The organism is Kitasatospora cinereorecta (assembly GCF_024172095.1).
In the GTDB taxonomy this organism is placed as follows: domain Bacteria; phylum Actinomycetota; class Actinomycetes; order Streptomycetales; family Streptomycetaceae; genus Kitasatospora; species Kitasatospora cinereorecta.
In genome coordinates, this window is record NZ_JAMZDX010000004.1 from 1,103,318 (window position 1) to 1,119,547 (window position 16,230).

Here is a 16,230-nt window from a genome sequence, read left to right on the forward strand (position 1 = left end):
GGCAAGAATGGATCAGGTCACTGGCGAGGAGGCCACCGATGGCGCACCCGATCGACTCCGTGCTGGCCGGTCGCCGGGTCGAGGACCTCACCGGCGGCCTGCGGCTGACACTGCGGCTCTCCGGCGCCCTCGAGGTCGGCATCGAGAACGACTTCCGGCTGACCGGGGCGGCCGAGGTCGAGCACTTCTACCCGGCCCTCGGCATGCGCCCGACCGGCGGCCTGCCCGCCCTGCTCGGCGCCCGCCTGACCGCCGCCCACGTCACCCCCGCGGGCGCGCTGGTGCTGGCCTTCGACACCCGCCACACCCTCACCGTCGCCCCCGACACCGCCCCCGGCGGCCCCGAGCACGCCTGGACCGTCACCGGCCCCACCGGCCCGCTCTTCACCGCCCTCCCCGGCGGCTACCTCACCGCATAGCCCGGGTCGCGACCGGGCTCCGAGGACGTTCCGGCGTCGTGCCACGTCAGCCCGGCCGTCGGGCCCTGGGTGGGGTGCCGCTGGGCCGTTAGGATGACGGGCGCTCAGTGCGAGGAGGGGGAACCGTGTTCGGGATCATCAGGCCGTGTCGGCACCGGCTGTCGGAGCGGCTGCGGACATCGTGGATGGCGCACCTGTGCGGGCTGTGCCTGGCGCTGCGCGACGAGGCCGGGCAGCTGGCCCGGACCGCGACCAACTACGACGGGCTGATCATCTCGGTGCTGGTGGAGGCGCAGAGCCCCGCGGGCACCGCCGGCGGCGCCCGGCGGACGGCCGGGCCGTGCCCGCTGCGCGGGATGCGGACCGCCCCGGTCGCCAGGGGCGAGGGAGCCAGGCTGGCGGCGGCGGTCTCGCTGGCGCTGGCGTCGGTGAAGGTCCGCGACCACGTGGCCGACCGGGACGGGGTGTTCGCCCGGCGTCCGGTGGCCGCGGGCGCCCGGGTGGTCGCCCGGCGGTGGGACCGGCAGAGCGCGGGCGGCGGTTCGGCGCTCGGCTTCGACACCGCGGTGCTGCTGGACGCCGCCGCCCGGCAGGAGGAGCTGGAGCGCTCGACCGGGCTCGGCGGCTCGGTCCTGCTGGTGACCGAGCCGACCGAGACGGCCACGGCGGCGGCGTTCGCGCACACGGCGGTGCTGGGCAGCCGCCCCGGCAACGCGGCGGCGCTGGCCGAGGCGGGCCGGCTGTTCGGCCGCCTGGCGCACCTGCTGGACGCGGCCGAGGACCAGGCGGCGGACGCCGCCGCCGGCCTGTGGAACCCGCTCACCGCGACCGGCACCGACCGGGCCGAGGCCGAGCGGCTGTGCCGGGACGCGGTGCACGGCATCCGGCTGGCGCTGCGCGAGGTCGAGTTCACCGACCGCGCGCTGGCGCACCTGCTGCTCGCCCACGAGACCGGCCAGGCCGTCGACCGGGTGTTCGGGCACGGCGCATCCTGCGCGGTCGGCTCCCACCAGGCCCCGGGCACGCTGCCGACCCCGAAGCCGCCGCGCTCCACGCTGGCGGGCTGCGCCGCGTGGACGCTGATGGCCTGCACCTGCCAGCTGCTGTGCTGCGAACACGACGACCCCTGGTCGCGCAAGCGCAGGGACAGCTGGTGCGCACGCAACTGCGACTGCTGCGACGGGTGCGACTGCTGTGACGGGTGCGATGGCTGCGACTGTTGCGACGGCTGTGACTGCTGCGGGTGCGACTGCTGAACGCCGGCCGGCGAGGTCCCGCCGGCCCCTGCCGATCCACCGGGAACGAACCGTCCGGGGCTACCGTTGGGAGTGTTCGGGGACCAAGGAGCACGACGGATGACCGACCCTCTCGCCCCGGCGGGCACCGAATTCGGCCGCCCGCCACTGAGCAATCGCGTCTTCTGGGGCGGCATCGCCGCCGCCTCCCTGCTGGTCGGCGTCCTCGCCGTCACCACCAGTTCCGCCCGCCTGTCCCCGCTGCTGATCGTCCTGCCGGCCCTGGCCGCCGGACTCGGCACCGTCCGCCAGACCGTGATCGCCTCGGTCTGGGCGACCGCCGGGATCTGGCTCTCCTTCCTCGACGAACCGCCCGCCCACGGCGCCGACCTCGCCACCGAGACCCTGGCCGCCGTCGCCTTCCAGTCACTGGCCGTTGCCGCCTGCTACTGGCGCACCGGCCGCGAGCAGCAGGTCAGACGCCTGCAGTCCACTCTGGTGGCGTTGCAGCGACAGATCCTGCGACCACTGCCCGTGGTCACCGACGCGGTGATGCTGGACGGGCTGTACGCACCGGTCGAGGAGGACCGGATGGTCGGCGGCGACGTGTACGAGATCGTCGACTCCCCGTACGGCACCCGGGTGCTCATCGGTGACGTCCAGGGCAAGGGGCTGGCCGCGATCGGTGCGGGCTTCGCCGTGCTCGGCTCGTTCCGCGAGGCGGCGTTCCGCGAGCCGACGCTGACGGCGGTGGTCGACGCGCTCGAGGACGCGGTGGTGCGGCACAACGCCTTCGCCGAGCAGACCGGCGAACCGAGCCGTTTCGTCACCGCCCTGGTGCTCAGCGTGGACGCCGGCCTCGGCGGCGGGTCCGAGGACGGCGGCGTCGAGGGCGGGAGCGGGGTGCAGGTGATCAACTGCGGGCATCTGCCGCCGTACCTGGTGGGCGGCGAGCACACCGGTCCCGCGCCGATCGACGACACCGCCGTCCCGCTCGGCCTGGCCGATCTGGCGGACGGGCCGCGTACGGTGTCCTGGTTCGACCTGCCGCCGCACACCACGCTGCTCCTCTACACCGACGGCGTGACCGAGGCCCGCGACCGGGACGGCCGGTTCTACCCGCTCGACGACCGGCTGCCCGGTCTCGCCGAACTCCCGGCGGGCGAACTCCTGTCCGCGCTGCGTGCCGACATCGACCGCTTCTCGGCCGGCGCCCGCCGCGACGACATCGCCGCCCTCGCCCTGCGCCGCACCCCGACCCACTGGCGCCCGGGCACCCCGACCGGCCGCCTCGGCGCGGTCGGCTGACCAGCGGGTCCGCCCGCGACGCACCACCGCCGGCCCGGCCGAGCCCGACACCTCCGTCCCGCTCCGCCGGGCTTCATCGCGTCCGCCGGGCGCCTGGAAACGGTGCGTGACGCTTGGCCGACCGTTATCGGGGGTATGCCGGGCGGGAGGGGAGCGGGGGTCGAGGGGCGGGGCGGGGTTCGTACGGGGACAGGCAGTTGGAGCCGGCTGCGATCCAACGGCGGTGCCCCCCTGGCCGGTCGGCGCCGTGACCGCACAGCGGCCGGAATTCGCAGGCAAGTTCGGCCGACATGGTTGACCTCATTGAAGTGGGCATGGCAGGTTCGTCCGGCGCGGTTGTTCCCGACCGGTCGTACCGCGCAATCCCCCACGAGGAGACCCATGTTGAAGAGACTTGCCGCCGGCGTAGGCGTGAGCGCCCTCGCCGCCGGAGCGCTGACTTTCACCGCCACCCCCGCCCAGGCGCTCCAGGCAGGTGACCTGGCGTCCACCATCGCGCTGAGCAACTGCTCGGCGTCGCTGGTGCGCTACCCGTCCTCGGTCGACACCGACCGGGCACTGATGCTCACCAACGGCCACTGCCTGCCGACCATGCCGTCCGCCGGCCAGGTGATCCAGAACACCAGCGCCAGCCGCAGCGGCACCCTGCTCAACGCGGCCGGCAGCTCGCTCGGCACCGTCCAGGCGGACAAGGTGCTGTACGCGACCATGACGGGCACCGACGTCGCGCTGTACCAACTGACCGACACCTACGGCTCGATCACCTCCAAGTACGGTGCGACCGCGCTGACGATCAGTGACACCCACCCGGTCGACGGCTCGGCGATGTACATACCGTCGTCGTACTGGAAGCAGACCTGGAACTGCTCGATCAACGGGTTCGTCCCCACCCTGCGCGAGGACCAGTGGACCTGGCACGACTCGCTCCGGTACAGCACCGACTGCAACACCACGCACGGCACCTCGGGTTCGCCGATCGTCGACGCCGCGAGCAAGCGGATCGTCGGCATCAACAACACCGGCAACGACAACGGTGAGATGTGCACCCTCGACAACCCGTGCGAGGTGGCGGCCGACGGCACCACCACGGTCACCAAGGGCCAGAGCTACGGTGAGGAGACCTACTGGTTCACCACCTGCCTGGGCACCGGCCGGGTCATCGACCTGAACGTGAGCGGCTGCCTGCTCACCAAGCCGGCCGGCACCGCCGTGTCGGTCACCAACCCGGGCAACCAGGCCACCACGGTGAACGGTTCGGTCAGCCTGCAGATCCAGGCCAGCGGCGGCACCGCCCCGCTGACCTACTCGGCCACCGGCCTGCCGGCCGGCCTGTCGATCAACGCCTCGACCGGCCTGATCTCGGGCACCGTCACCAGCGCGGGCTCCTCCACCGTGACCGTCACCGTGAAGGACTCCACGGGCAAGACCGCCTCCACCACCTTCAGTTGGACGGTCAGCCCGGTCGGCACCTGCACCCCGGCGCAGCTGCTCGGCAACGCGGGCTTCGAGACCGGTTCCGCCGCTCCGTGGACCACCACCAGCGGCGTGGTCGACAACTCGGCGTCCGAGGCGGCCCACGGCGGCTCCTGGAAGGCATGGCTGAACGGCTACGGCTCCGCCCACACCGACAGCGCCTCGCAGACCGTCACCATCCCGGCCAACTGCAAGGCCACCCTCAGCTACTGGCTGCACATCGACACGGCTGAGACCACCACCACCACGGCGTACGACAAGCTCACCGTGACCGTCAACGGCACCACGGTGGCCACGTACTCGAACCTCAACAAGAACACCGGCTACACCCAGAAGACCGTCGACCTGTCCGCCTACGCCGGACAGAGCGTCACCCTGAAGTTCAACGGCGTGGAGGACTCCTCCCTCCAGACCAGCTTCGTGATCGACGACACCGCGATCCAGACCAGCTGACGGCAGTGAAGTAGGCGGGGCCCGGCGGAGGAACCAACCGCCGGGCCTCGCTTCGTGTGCACGGTCAGTTGCAGCGACCGCTGCCGCTGTAGCACGGCGTGTAACCCGAGGGCAGCGGTGCGGGCGGGGCGGGGTGCGACCGGTCGAAGTCGTGCCGCAGCAGTACCGCGAGGCCGAACAGCAGCACGACAGCGACGAGTTGGAAGGCGGCCGTCCACCTGGCCCGCAGCAGCGCCGCCACACCGGCGAGCAGCAACGAGACGATCAGCACCTTCCAGGTGAACGCCATCTGCGCGAGCGACACCCGGTCGGCGACGTCCGGCGATCCGCCGGCCGCCCAGACGTCCATGCCGTAGGCGAACATCCGGCCCACGACGACGACGCCGACCGCGCCGAAGGACAGGACGCCGAGGACGATGTCCACGGCGCGCGGCGGAGCGGCGGGCCGGCGCAGCATCCGCGACCGGCCGATCGGTGACGGTGTCGAGGGCATGGCGTCAGCCTCGCAGACCTGCCGACCCCGGCGCCTGAGTATGCGTACTCATGCACCGCCGGTCCCGTCCGGCAGGCGGGTCGGCACGTGGCCACGGCCGCCACGGCCGCCACGGCCGGCCACACCGGGCTCCTGGTCAGTGCGGGAGGGCCGCCAGTTCGGCGTTGGCGCGGGCCGTGACGGCGGTCAGGACCCGGGCGGCGGCAGCCAGGTCCTCGGCCGGGAGGTCGCCGTACAGGCGGGCGGTGAGCTCGTCAGCGGCGGCGCGGACGGTGCGGTTCAGCTCCTCGCCCGCGGCCGTGAGTTCCAGGTCGGCCCGGTCGCCGGCCGGCGCCGCCAGCAGCCGGGCGTCGATCAGCTCGGCGACCACCGCTTCGGCGGCCGCGTGGTCGATCTTCAGGCCGTCGGTCAGCCGGCCGATCACCTGCTCACGGTCGACGGCCCCGCCGGCGACGGCGTTGAGCGCCACCGACTGCGGGAAGGTGGTGCCGCTGGGGGCGAGCAGTCGCTCGAATGCGGCACGCGTGGCGTAGTGGGCGCGGCCGATGACCTGGCCGTTGAGGGGTGGGGTGGTGGACATGGCTACTCCCGGATCTCGGAATCGAGCGGAACATCGAGCAGGACTGCCAGTTCGCGGGCGAAGGCCTCGGCGCGCGCCCCTTCCAGGCCGCCGAGCGGCGCCAGCAACCGGTCGAGCAGCGGGTGGACGACATCGACGGCCCGCGCGGCGGCCTCGCGCCCCTCGGCAGTCAGCGACAGCCGGACGGCCCGACTGTCGGCCGGGTCCGGGGTGCGCTCCACCAGTCCGGCGGACTCCAGCGCCCGGGCCAGCTTCGACACGTAGAGCGGCTCCAGGCCGGTGTGGTCGGCGAGTTCGCGCTGGCTGGGGCGCAGCCCCGACCGGTGCATGCCGAGCAGCGACCCCAGCAGCGCGTACTGCGCGTGGGTCAGCCCCAGCGGAGCGAGGGCCCGGTCGACGGCCACCCGCCACTTCATCGACAGCCGCCAGACCAGGAAGCCCGGCGTCGGGCCCGCAACTGCTTCACTCATGGCAGATACGGTACATGGAGATTATGTCCATGGCTACTATTTGCCGCGGCCGTCGAGGTGAAGCGCCGTGGCGAGCGGGGCGCAGCGCCCAGTGTCGCGTCGGGCGGCCTTTGCCCGTCGAGGAGCGGCGTCCGGTGCGTGCTCTCGGCGTGCCGGGCGCAAGTCCTCGTACTGGACGTACTTGGGCTTGCGGCCGGTGCGGCGAGAGTGCGTGCCGGGCGTCGCGACGGGGCGAAGGCCGCCCGACGCGACACTAGGATGGCCGGATGAGCACCCGCGCCGACCTCGCCGCCGCAGCGCACCCGCACCGGCGCGACGGCGAGCGCCTGGAGGTCGCCGCCTCCGTCCTGGCGCTGCTCGCCGACCGGACCCGACTGGCCCTGCTGGAGCGCCTCGGCGAGGGCGAGGCCGATGTCACCACGCTGACCGAGGCCACCGGCGCCGCCCGCCCCTCGGTCAGTCAGCACCTCGCCAAGCTCCGCCTGGCCGGCCTGGTGGCCACCCGCCGCGACGGCCGCCGGGTGGTCTACTCACTGCGCCACGGCCACCTGCGACGCCTGGTGGACGAGGCGCTGAACGTCGCCGACCACCAGATCGGCTCCCTCCCCCCGCACGACTGAGCCCGCACGACTGACCCCGCACGGACCCCGCCACCACCAGGCCCCGGCCCAACATGTGCACAGGTACGCACATGTTGCTTACGATGGTCCCGTGCTCACCGTGCTGCGCAACCGCGCGTACCGCCACCTGTTCACCGCCCAGGTCGTCGCCCTGGTCGGCACCGGGCTGGCCACCGTCGCGCTCAGCCTGCTCGCGTACGACCTGGCCGGACGGAACGCCTCGGCGGTGCTCGGCACCGCACTGGCGATCAAGATGGTGGCGTACGTCGCCGTCGCCCCGCTGGCGGCCGCCCTCGCGGAACGCGTGCCGCGCCGCGCCCTGCTGGTGGCGATGGACCTGATCCGGGCCGGGGTCGCCGTCGGACTGCCGTTCGTCGACCGGGTGTGGCAGGTGTACCTGATGGTCTTCCTGCTCCAGGCCGCCTCCGCCGCGTTCACCCCGACCTTCCAGGCCACCATCCCCGAGGTGCTGCCCGCCGAACGCGACTACACCCGCGCCCTGTCCCTCTCCCGGCTCGCGTACGACCTGGAGAGCCTGTTCAGCCCGGCGCTGGCCGCCGCGCTGCTCACCGTGGTGCCGTACGGGTGGCTGTTCGGCGGGACGGCGGTCGGCTTCCTCGGCTCGGCCGCGCTGGTGGTCTCCACCGTCCTGCCGAAGCCGGCGCCGGTCGAACGGGAGGGCGGCGTCTACGCGAAGGCCGCCTTCGGCACCCGGCTGTTCCGGGCGACGCCGCGGCTGCGCGCCCTGCTCGCGCTCGACCTCGCCGTCGCCGCGGCGGGGGCGATCGTGTTCGTGGACACCGTGGTGGTCGTCCGCGACCACTTCCACCGCCCGGCCGGCGCGGTGTCGCTGGCCCTCGGCGCGTACGGCGCGGGCTCGATGCTCACCGCGCTGCTGCTGCCGCGGCTGTTGGCCCGGACCGGCGACCGGACGGTGATGCTGCCCGCCGGGTACGCGCTGCCCGCCGTCCTGGCCGGGGTCGCCGCGCTCACCGCGACGGCGCCGAGCGGCTGGTCGTGGACCGGCCTGCTGGTCGGCTGGGCCCTGATCGGGGCGGCCAGTTCGGCCGTGCTCACCCCCGGCGGACGGGTGGTCCGGCGCTCGGCCGCCGACGCCGACCTGCCGGCCGCCTTCGCCGCGCAGTTCTCGCTCTCGCACGGCTGCTGGCTGCTCACCTACCCCCTCGCGGGCTGGCTGGCCGCCGGCGTCGGCCTGCCCGTCACCGCGCTGCTGCTGGGGCTCGTCGCCCTCGCCGCAGCCCTCGCCGCCACCACCCTGTGGCCCGCCACCGACCCCGACCGGCTCGACCACCTCCACACCGACCTCCCGGCCGGCCACCCCCACCTCAGCGGCGCCCGCCCGACCCCCGCCGGCGCCTGGCGCCACGGCCACCACTACGTCATCGACCAGCACCACCACCACTGGCCCCGGGTGTCCCCCACCCACTGACCGAGGACGACCGGACCAGTGGCCCGCAAGCAGCAGGGCTAGGCGTGCAGCGCCCGGCTGGTGGCGGTGATCGGCGCGGGCAGGTCGGCGGTGCCGCCGCGCAGGTAGCGGTCGACGGCGGCGGCGGCGGAGCGGCCTTCGGCGATCGCCCAGACGATCAGCGACTGGCCGCGTCCGGCGTCGCCGGCCACGAAGACGCCGTCCGCCGAGGTCGCGAACTCCTCGTCGCGGGTGAGGTTCCCGCGGGCGTCATGGGTGAGTCCGAGCTGTTCGGCGATGCGGTTCTCCCGTTCGGGGCCGGAGAAGCCGAGGGCGAGCAGGGCGAGATCGGCGGGCAGGGTGCGTTCGGTCCCGGGCGTGGGGTGGCGGTCCCCGGGCGCCGCGGACGCGATCCGGACCCCGGCGAGGTGTCCGCGGCCGTCCGTCTCGAAGCCGACCGTGGTGGCGGTGAACACCCGGGGGTCCGCGACCGGCGCGCCGGCCTCCTCGTGCGAGGTGGTGACCCGGTACACCTTCGGGTGGACCGGCCAGGGCTGGTCGTCGGCCCGGTCGTGCGGCGGGCGGGGGTTGATGTCCAGTTGGGTGACGGCGGCGGCACGCTGGCGCAGGGCGGTGCCCAGGCAGTCGGCGGCGGTGTCGCCGCCGCCGACGATGACCACGGAGCGGCCCTCGGCGGAGAGCGGGGAGACCGGGTGGTCGCCCTCGTCGGTCCGGTTGGCGAGGGTCAGGTAGGTCATCGCCTGGTGGACGCCGTCCGCCTCCCGGCCCGGTAGGGCCAGGTCCCGGCAGGCGGTGGCCCCGATGGCGATCACCACCGCGTCGTGGCGTTCGCGCAGCCGGTCGGCGGGCAGGCCGTCGTCGCCGACGGCGGCGCCGGTGCGGAAGCCGGTGCCCTCGGCCCGCATCTGGGCGAGCCGCCGCTCCAGGCGGTGCTTCTCCAGCCGGAACGGCGGGATGCCGTAGCGCAGCAGGCCGCCGATCCGGTCGGCCCGCTCGTACACGGTGGTGGTGTGGCCGGCGCGGGTGAGCTGCTGGGCGGCGGCCAGTCCGGCCGGTCCGGAGCCGATCACGGCGACCCGGAAGCCGGTCATCCGGTCGGGCGGTTTCGGCTGGTCGGCGCCGGACTCCCAGGCCCGGTCGGCGATCTCCAGCTCGATGTTCTTGATCGTCACCGCGTCGGCGTCGATGGCGAGGACGCAGGCGCTCTCGCAGGGCGCCGGGCAGAGCCGCCCGGTGAACTCGGGGAAGTTGTTGGTGGCCAGCAGCCGGGCGGCCGCCCGGCGCCAGTGGTCGTCGGCGACCAGGACGTTCCAGTCCGGGATCAGGTTGCCCAGCGGGCAGGCGTGGTGGCAGAACGGCAGCCCGCAGTCCATGCAGCGGTCGGCCTGCTGATTGATGATCGGGAGCAGCGCGCCCGGGCGGTACACCTCCCGCCGGTCGTCCAGCCGCGCCTGCGGGTCGCGGCGCTCGCGCTGGCGGCGCGGGGTGGTGAGAAAGGCCTTGGGGTCTGGCATCGCGGCCTCCGGCAGGACGTGCCGAGCGGGCCGGTGACTGCACCGTGCTGGCCCGTGGACGCCCGCCCGAGTGGCGCGTCACCGTGTGGCCACCGTACGCCTCCCGACCGCCCTGCGCACCGTCCCACCTGCGGCACTGACGTGGGACGCGAGCGGCCGCCCTGCCCGGTGGGGGTCGGGCAGGGCGGCGAGGGGGTGCGGCCGGTGGCCGACCGGGGGCTCAGCTGTCGAAGCCGAGGCCCAGGCGGTCCATGGTGCGCAGCCACAGGTTGCGGCGGCCGGAGTTGCGGTCGGCGCGGTCGAGCGACCACTTGGTGATCTCGATGCCGGCCCAGCGGACCGGCTCGGGCGGGAAGGGCAGCGGCTTGCGGCGGACCATCTCCAGCGCGGTGCGCTCGGTGCGCTCGCCCGCGAGCAGGTCGAGCATCACCTCGGCGCCGAAGCGGGTGGCGCCGACGCCGAGGCCGGTGTACCCGGCGGCGAGCGCGACCTTGCCGTCGTACGCGGTGTCGAAGAAGGCGGAGAAGCGGGTGCAGGTGTCGATGGCGCCGCCCCAGGCGTGGGTGAAGCGCAGTCCCTCCAGCTGGGGGAAGGTCTGGAAGAAGTGCCCGGCCAGCGTGCGGTAGGTCGCCGGGCGCTGGTCGTACTCGGAGCTGACCCGGCCGCCGTAGTGGTAGACGGCGTCGTAGCCGCCCCACAGGATCCGGTTGTCGGCGGAGAGCCGGTAGTAGTGGAACTGGTTGGCGCTGTCGCCGATGCCCTGGCGGCCCTTCCAGCCGATGGCGTCGAGCTGCTCGGGGCTGAGCGGTTCGGTCATCAGGGCGTAGTCGTAGACCGGGACGGTGTAGGGGCGGATCCGCTTCACCAGCGAGGGGAAGACGTTGGTGCCGAGGGCGACCCTGCGGGCGAGGACCCGGCCGTACGGAGTGCGGACGGCCATGCCGGTGCCGGACTCGGCGAGGTCGGTGGCCGGGGTGTGCTCGAAGATCCGGACGCCGGCGTCCTGGCAGGCCCGCTTGAGGCCCCAGGCGAGCTTGGCCGGGTTGACCATGGCGACGCCGTCCTTGTCCCAGAACGCGCCGAGGTAGGTCGGGGAGTCGACCTCGGCGCGCACCTGGTCGGCGTCGAGGAAGACCCCGCCGTCGCCGAACTGCGCGGCGAGTTCGGCGAGTTCCTTCAGCTCCTCGACCTGGTACGGCTCGGTGGCGACGTCCAGCTCGCCGGTGCGCTCCCAGTCGCAGTCGAGGCCGTACTTGGTGACGGCGTCCTCGATGGCCTGGAGGTTCTGCGCGCCGAGCTCCTCCAGCCGGGCCAGCTCGTTCGGCCAGCGCTCCAGGCCGTTGCCGAGTCCGTGGGTGAGGCTGGCGGCGCAGAAGCCGCCGTTGCGGCCGGAGGCGGCCCAGCCGATCTCCTTGCCCTCCAGGAGCACCACGTCCCGGGCCGGGTCGCGCTCCTTGGCGATGAGGGCGGTCCACAGGCCGCTGTAGCCGCCGCCGACCACCAGGAGGTCGCAGCGGACGTCCCCGATGAGAGCCGAATTCGCCTCGGGCCGTCCGGGGTCGTCGAGCCAGTACGAGGTGGGCTTGACGTCCCGGAGGGAGTGGAGGGAGTGGACGGGGTCCATGGTTCTCAGTCCTTGGTCGGGGATGGTCGGCGTGGGGGACGGGTGCCGGTCCGGCGCCGGCCGCCCGGTGGGATCGGGGTGGCCGGCCGACGCCGGACCGCTGGGACGTCGGCGCGTCGCTTCGGTCGTCGGCGCGTCGCGCGGTCGTCGGTGCGTCGTTCAGTCGTCGCCGAGGTCGATCGCGTACACCTTGCGGAGCGTCTCGTGGACCGTCCAGGTGGTGCGGTCGCCGGCCCGCAGGACGGCCAGGTCGCCGGGCCCCACCTCCAGGGTGGGGCCGTTCTCGACCTCGACGGTGGCCCGGCCGCTGAGCACCACGAAGAGCTCGTCCGCCTCGGTGTCGGTGACCACGCCCGGGGTGATCTGCCAGATGCCGCGCAGTCGGCGGCCGTCCTCGGACTCCCAGACCACCTTGCCGGTGACCTCGGGGTCGCCGGAGACGATCTGGGCCGGGTCGAGCGGCTCGGGTTCGAGTTCGGCGTCGGGGACGTGCAGGGCGAAGGTGTCGATCATGCTTCGACGCTATCCGTCCGGGGGTGCGGGACGGAGCTGGCAAGCTGTCCCGTTTCGGCCGTGTCGCCTGACACCTCGTAGTCCGCGGTGGCGGCGGCGCGGGCGTCCTTGCGGCGGGCCAGCAGCGGGTAGAGCAGCAGCGAGCCGCCGACCACCACCAGGCAGTAGGTGACCGCCTGGGTGCCGCTCTCCACGTACTGCTCCCACGCGGCCCAAACGCAGATGGCCAGCAGGCAGCCCGCGATGCCGGTGAGGCTCCACCAGCCGCCGGGGATCCGGTACGGCCGCTCCAGCTCGGGCTCGCGGACGCGCAGCGCGATCAGCGCGGCGACCTCCAGCAGGATGCCGATGTTGGTCAGGAAGACGTCGAAAATGACCAGGTTGGAGAAGCTGCTGAGGCAGAACATCGCGTAGATCACCGAGGAGCCGACTATCGAGGCGATCGGCATCCGGTAGCGCTTGCTCTCCTTGGCCACCCACTTGGGGAAGTAGCCGTCGCGGGCCAGCACGAAGGGCAGCCGCGAGTTGGCGGCGAGCAGCGCCGAGAACATCGCCACGGCGGCGAACATGCCGCCGACGGTGACGGTGACCTGCAGCCACGGGCCGGCCAGCTGCTGGGCGATGTCCGAGAAGGAGCCGGCCTCCCAGCTGCGCCAGCCGTGCTCGCCGTCGGCGCCGACCGCGAGCGAGGCGATCGAGGGCAGCAGGTAGCCGACCATGATCAGGACGACCGAGAGGCCGAGCGCCTTGGGCAGGTGCTTGCGCGGGTTCTCCATCTCGCCGGCGATGTTGGACACGCTGTCCCAGCCGCAGTAGTTCCACATCACGATGAACAGGCCGGCGCCGAAGGCGTTCCAGGTGGACTGGTCCTGCGAGGCGGTGAACGAGGCGACCGGGTTGACGCCGTCGGTGATCAGGTGGCTGATGCCGATCACGGTCAGGATCAGCATCGGCAGCAGGCAGATCAGCGCGAACGCCACCGAGGACTCGCCGACCCAGCCGGCGCCCAGCAGGTTGAGCAGGGTGAACACCACGATCACCGCGATGCAGATCACCCAGTTGAGGTCGAAGCGCAGGTGGCCGAGCGTGAACAGGACGTGCTGACCGGGCGCGACCGCGCCCACCAGGCTCTGCAGGTAGCTGGTGAACAGCACCGGGTAGAGCGCCATGTCGACGAAGCTGCATATCCACGACAGCAGGCCCTGCTGGAAGGCCCAGAACCGGCCGAGTCCCCGCTTGACCCAGTGGTAGTAGCCGCCCTCCACCGGGATCGCGGTGCCGAGCTCGGCGCAGACCAGCGCGTGCGGCACGCTGTAGATCAGCGGGGTGACGATGATCAGCAGGATGGCCATGCCCGGCCCGGAGGTGGAGAAGAGCTCCTCGATGCCGTACGCGCCTCCGGAGACGCTGAAAAAGATCAACGCGACCAGCGCCAGCAGGCGCACGCGCTTCGGGGCTGGCCAGCGGTTCTCCGGCTGGCCGAGCGGCATCGTGGTCATTCTCACCTCAGGTTCCATGACGTCCATGACGGGAAGGACCGGCGGAGTCCCGTGATCACTCCGCCGGTGCCCTGAAGTCTGGCCATCGCTCCAGGCCCGGACAATCATGCAAGGTGTCAAGCGTCTTGTTGCGTCTCTGACAGCGTGTCCGCCCCCGGTACGATCACCCGGTGCCCCTCACCCGCAACGCGCCCACCAGCCCCGAGCAGCGCACTGACCACCGCGGCCGCCAGAACCGCCGGCTGCGCCTGCTGAGCATCGCCCTGCGCGCCGCCGCCGTCCTGCTGGTGCCGTGGATCGTCGTGCTCGGCCTCACCGTCAAGGGCCACTTCGGCGCCCGCAACCTGTCCAACTCCTGGGTCTGGCTGGACGTGATCGAGGTCGCCGCGCTGCTGCTGCTCGCCTCGATGATCCACCGGCGGCACCGGGCCACCAGCCCGGTAGCCTCCGCCACCGCCGTCCTGCTCGCGATGGACGCGTTCTTCGACCTCTGGTCCGCCCACCGCGGCGAGCCGTACCTGCTCGCCCAGGTCCTCGCGTACTGCGCCGAACTCCCCAGCGCCGCCGGACTCGCCGCGCTCTCCTGGTACGCGCTGCGCTGGGCGGCCGACAGCCCGGGCAGCCCCCGCCGCTGAGCGCCGTCACGGGGGCACTGCGGTCGCTGCGTCGCTGCGGTCACTGCCTCGCTGCGGTCGCTGCCGTCCCTGCGGTCACGGACCGGGCATCGGGTCCGGGGCGGGATCGGGGTCCGGTGTCGGCGGGTGCGGCGGCTCCGGCTCCGGCGGGTTGCTGTCCGGGACCGGGCGGACGACGGTACTCATCACGGCGCCTCCCAGCGGGCTGGTGACGGACGCGGGCCGACCCGGCGGGGCGCCCCACCGCCACCACTCCCATTTTCCCGCGCCCCCGCCGGGACGTCCGCTCAGCCGCGGCGCCACCAGCGGCGCGGCCGCTCGGCCTCCGAGCCTGCACCGGGCTGCTCCTCCGCGAGGGCGCGGCGGGCGGCGTCGGCCACCTGCGGGTCGTCGTACTCCTGGGAGACCACCTCGACCCGACCCGTCTCCCGGTCGTGCCGGACGGTGTCGAGCCCCATCCGCTCCAGGTCGGCGATGGCGTCCGCGTGGGCGGCGGTGTTGACCGCGATCATCCCGACCTTGGGATCACCGTCGCCGAGGGTGACCTCCTCGGCGAGCAGGACCTCCATCATCCGGTGCGCGGTCGGCGAGGGCAGGTCCTCGTCCACCGCGACGTGCAGCAGCAGGGTCTCCATGCCGGTGTCCAGCCACCGGGCGTGGGAGATCCACACGGTGCGCACGGCCGCGAACTCGCGCACCCGGCGCAGCAGCGCGTCCCGCAGGGCGACCGCGGCCGGGTGGGTGGACCAGGTGAGCCGCAGCCGCTCCCCCTGCGACTGCCGGCCGCGGCGGCGCAGCGTCCGGACGAGCAGCGGCAACGGCACGGTGGCGCTGCCGTGGTCGGAGAACAGCATCAGCCGGCCGGCCTCGGTGTCCCCGGCGATGTCGAGCAGTCGCATGACGTCGCAGTGGACGGACCCGGCCGCCTCCGCCAGCCGCACCTCGACGCAAGACTCGCTGACGTACCCCGGCAGCGCCGGATTGCCGGCGTCGTCCCGGAAGAACAGCACCGAGCCGTTCTCCCGGACCGGGACGAAGGCGCCGTGGTCGACCAGGGCCGCGAGCAGCAGGTCGGATTCGGTCGCTCCGGCGTCGCGGTCGAGGATGTCGGCGAGTGCCGAGTTGATAATCACCGGGCGAGCATAGGACAACCGAACATCCGGCCCACGGGGCGGTCCGAGGAGGAGAGTTGGACGAGCAGGAGTTCACCCACAGCACCGACGGCGAGGAGCTGCGCACCACCGTCGTCGCCCCGGACGGCGATCCGCGGCCCGGGACCGCCCTGCTGCTGCACGGCGCCGGTGTCAGCAGCAGCCGGCGCCTGCTCCCGCTGGCCCGGGCCTACGCGGCGGCCGGTCTGCGGGCGGTGGCGTTCGACTTCTCCGGGCACGGCGCGAGCACCGGCCGGCTGGCCGAACTCAGCCTGGAGCGCCGCTTTCTGCAGGCCCGTTCGGTGCTGGACCGGTTCGCCGGGGACGGGCCGCTGCTGCTGGCCGGGTTCAGCATGAGCGGCCAGACCGTGGCCGACCTGGCCGCCGACCTCGGCGAGCGGGTGCACGGCGTGGTCCTGGGCGCCCCGGCCGCGTACGCGCACGCGGCCTGGAAGCTGCCGTTCGGCGACCCGGCCTTCACCGCGACCCTGCGCACCCCCGACTCCTGGCGGGCCAGTCCGGCCTACCCCTCGTACGCCGCCTTCCGCGGCCGCTCCGTCCTGGTCGTCCCGGCCCACGACGCGGTGATCCCGTCCGGTGTCACCACCCGCATCGAGGACGCCCTCCGGCAGCGCTCGACGTACTCCCGGCTGACCTTCCCGAACTCCCCCCACCAGCTCGCCACCTGGCTCGCCGACCATCCCGCCGACCGCGACCACCTGGTCGGGCTCTCCCTCGCCCCGGCGGACGGCCGCCCGCAGGGCTGACCGCGCCCGAGGACGCGGACGCCGCC

The 16,230-nt window shown here is 73.5% G+C and carries 15 protein-coding genes and 2 pseudogenes; 9 read left to right on the top strand and 8 right to left on the bottom strand.

The window, feature by feature from the left end:
* Positions 1–38: 38 nt before the first annotated feature.
* The 5 genes and pseudogenes from FHR36_RS25475 to FHR36_RS25495 form a co-directional block, all read left to right on the top strand.
* A complete protein-coding gene (locus tag FHR36_RS25475) occupies positions 39–419 on the top strand; it encodes a DUF6188 family protein (protein ID WP_253800514.1) in 381 nt (126 codons plus the stop codon).
* Positions 420–544: 125 nt separating this feature from the next.
* Entirely contained in the window at positions 545–1,675 is a 1,131-nt protein-coding gene (locus FHR36_RS25480) for a DUF5685 family protein (protein WP_253800516.1), read from the top strand.
* 99 nt (positions 1,676–1,774) lie between these two features.
* Positions 1,775–2,962, top strand: a complete 1,188-nt coding sequence (locus tag FHR36_RS25485) for a PP2C family protein-serine/threonine phosphatase (RefSeq protein WP_253800518.1) — start codon at positions 1,775–1,777, stop codon at positions 2,960–2,962.
* Positions 2,963–3,343: 381 nt separating this feature from the next.
* A pseudogene (locus FHR36_RS25490) lies at positions 3,344–3,961 on the top strand (S1 family peptidase); the annotation flags it as partial.
* Between the two features lie 201 nt (positions 3,962–4,162).
* A pseudogene (locus FHR36_RS25495) lies at positions 4,163–4,888 on the top strand (putative Ig domain-containing protein); the annotation flags it as partial.
* A 64-nt stretch (positions 4,889–4,952) separates the two neighbouring features.
* Here the strand turns inward: FHR36_RS25495 and FHR36_RS25500 are convergent.
* From FHR36_RS25500 to FHR36_RS25510, 3 genes are all read right to left on the bottom strand, one after another.
* The gene (locus tag FHR36_RS25500) at positions 4,953–5,381 is read right to left on the bottom strand and encodes a DUF6234 family protein (protein WP_253800520.1); all 429 of its coding nucleotides are present in this window, start codon (positions 5,379–5,381) and stop codon (positions 4,953–4,955) included.
* A 136-nt stretch (positions 5,382–5,517) separates the two neighbouring features.
* Positions 5,518–5,961, bottom strand: a complete 444-nt coding sequence (locus FHR36_RS25505) for a hypothetical protein (RefSeq protein ID WP_253800523.1) — start codon at positions 5,959–5,961, stop codon at positions 5,518–5,520.
* Between the two features lie 2 nt (positions 5,962–5,963).
* A complete protein-coding gene (locus tag FHR36_RS25510; protein WP_253800525.1) occupies positions 5,964–6,431 on the bottom strand; it encodes a MarR family winged helix-turn-helix transcriptional regulator in 468 nt (155 codons plus the stop codon).
* A gap of 266 nt (positions 6,432–6,697) precedes the next feature.
* Here FHR36_RS25510 and FHR36_RS25515 point away from each other — a divergent pair, with 266 nt between their 5' ends.
* Entirely contained in the window at positions 6,698–7,051 is a 354-nt protein-coding gene (locus tag FHR36_RS25515; protein ID WP_253800527.1) for an ArsR/SmtB family transcription factor, read from the top strand.
* 91 nt (positions 7,052–7,142) lie between these two features.
* Positions 7,143–8,501: an MFS transporter gene (locus tag FHR36_RS25520; RefSeq protein ID WP_253800529.1), complete on the top strand. Its 1,359-nt coding sequence runs from the start codon at positions 7,143–7,145 to the stop codon at positions 8,499–8,501.
* A 38-nt stretch (positions 8,502–8,539) separates the two neighbouring features.
* Here the strand turns inward: FHR36_RS25520 and FHR36_RS25525 are convergent, their stop codons facing one another.
* The 4 genes from FHR36_RS25525 to FHR36_RS25540 all read right to left on the bottom strand — a co-directional run bounded on the left by FHR36_RS25525 (position 8,540) and on the right by FHR36_RS25540 (position 13,651).
* On the bottom strand, positions 8,540–10,015 hold the full coding sequence (locus FHR36_RS25525; protein WP_253800531.1) for a glutamate synthase subunit beta: 1,476 nt from the start codon (positions 10,013–10,015) through the stop codon (positions 8,540–8,542).
* Positions 10,016–10,235: 220 nt separating this feature from the next.
* Complete coding sequence (locus tag FHR36_RS25530) at positions 10,236–11,639, bottom strand: NAD(P)/FAD-dependent oxidoreductase (RefSeq protein WP_253800533.1); 1,404 nt, start codon at positions 11,637–11,639, stop codon at positions 10,236–10,238.
* A 159-nt stretch (positions 11,640–11,798) separates the two neighbouring features.
* On the bottom strand, positions 11,799–12,152 hold the full coding sequence (locus FHR36_RS25535; protein ID WP_253800534.1) for a cupin domain-containing protein: 354 nt from the start codon (positions 12,150–12,152) through the stop codon (positions 11,799–11,801).
* Positions 12,149–13,651, bottom strand: coding sequence for an APC family permease (locus FHR36_RS25540; RefSeq protein ID WP_253800535.1), 1,503 nt, complete (start codon positions 13,649–13,651; stop codon positions 12,149–12,151). The genes FHR36_RS25535 and FHR36_RS25540 overlap by 4 nt, the downstream gene beginning before the upstream one ends.
* A 170-nt stretch (positions 13,652–13,821) precedes the next feature.
* Here FHR36_RS25540 and FHR36_RS25545 point away from each other — a divergent pair, with 170 nt between their 5' ends.
* The gene (locus tag FHR36_RS25545; RefSeq protein ID WP_253800536.1) at positions 13,822–14,286 is read left to right on the top strand and encodes a hypothetical protein; all 465 of its coding nucleotides are present in this window, start codon (positions 13,822–13,824) and stop codon (positions 14,284–14,286) included.
* 287 nt (positions 14,287–14,573) lie between these two features.
* On the opposite strand, the gene FHR36_RS25550 is transcribed toward FHR36_RS25545, so the two are convergent.
* On the bottom strand, positions 14,574–15,419 hold the full coding sequence (locus FHR36_RS25550; RefSeq protein WP_253800537.1) for a hypothetical protein: 846 nt from the start codon (positions 15,417–15,419) through the stop codon (positions 14,574–14,576).
* A gap of 56 nt (positions 15,420–15,475) precedes the next feature.
* On the opposite strand from FHR36_RS25550, the gene FHR36_RS25555 reads away from it, so the two are divergent.
* The gene (locus tag FHR36_RS25555) at positions 15,476–16,204 is read left to right on the top strand and encodes an alpha/beta hydrolase (protein ID WP_253800538.1); all 729 of its coding nucleotides are present in this window, start codon (positions 15,476–15,478) and stop codon (positions 16,202–16,204) included.
* The last annotated feature ends 26 nt before the right edge of the window (positions 16,205–16,230 follow it).

Bases quoted from the DNA above. Each gene is read 5' to 3' on its own strand.
- FHR36_RS25525 (WP_253800531.1), bottom strand. From the start codon at position 10,015: ATGCCAGACCCCAAGGCCTTTCTCACCACCCCGCGCCGCCAGCGCGAG.
- FHR36_RS25510 (WP_253800525.1), bottom strand. From the start codon at position 6,431: ATGAGTGAAGCAGTTGCGGGCCCGACGCCGGGCTTCCTGGTCTGGCGG.
- FHR36_RS25530 (WP_253800533.1), bottom strand. From the start codon at position 11,639: ATGGACCCCGTCCACTCCCTCCACTCCCTCCGGGACGTCAAGCCCACC.
- FHR36_RS25475 (WP_253800514.1), top strand. From the start codon at position 39: ATGGCGCACCCGATCGACTCCGTGCTGGCCGGTCGCCGGGTCGAGGAC.
- FHR36_RS25500 (WP_253800520.1), bottom strand. From the start codon at position 5,381: ATGCCCTCGACACCGTCACCGATCGGCCGGTCGCGGATGCTGCGCCGG.
- FHR36_RS25535 (WP_253800534.1), bottom strand. From the start codon at position 12,152: ATGATCGACACCTTCGCCCTGCACGTCCCCGACGCCGAACTCGAACCC.
- FHR36_RS25505 (WP_253800523.1), bottom strand. From the start codon at position 5,961: ATGTCCACCACCCCACCCCTCAACGGCCAGGTCATCGGCCGCGCCCAC.
- FHR36_RS25540 (WP_253800535.1), bottom strand. From the start codon at position 13,651: ATGACCACGATGCCGCTCGGCCAGCCGGAGAACCGCTGGCCAGCCCCG.
- FHR36_RS25485 (WP_253800518.1), top strand. From the start codon at position 1,775: ATGACCGACCCTCTCGCCCCGGCGGGCACCGAATTCGGCCGCCCGCCA.
- FHR36_RS25515 (WP_253800527.1), top strand. From the start codon at position 6,698: ATGAGCACCCGCGCCGACCTCGCCGCCGCAGCGCACCCGCACCGGCGC.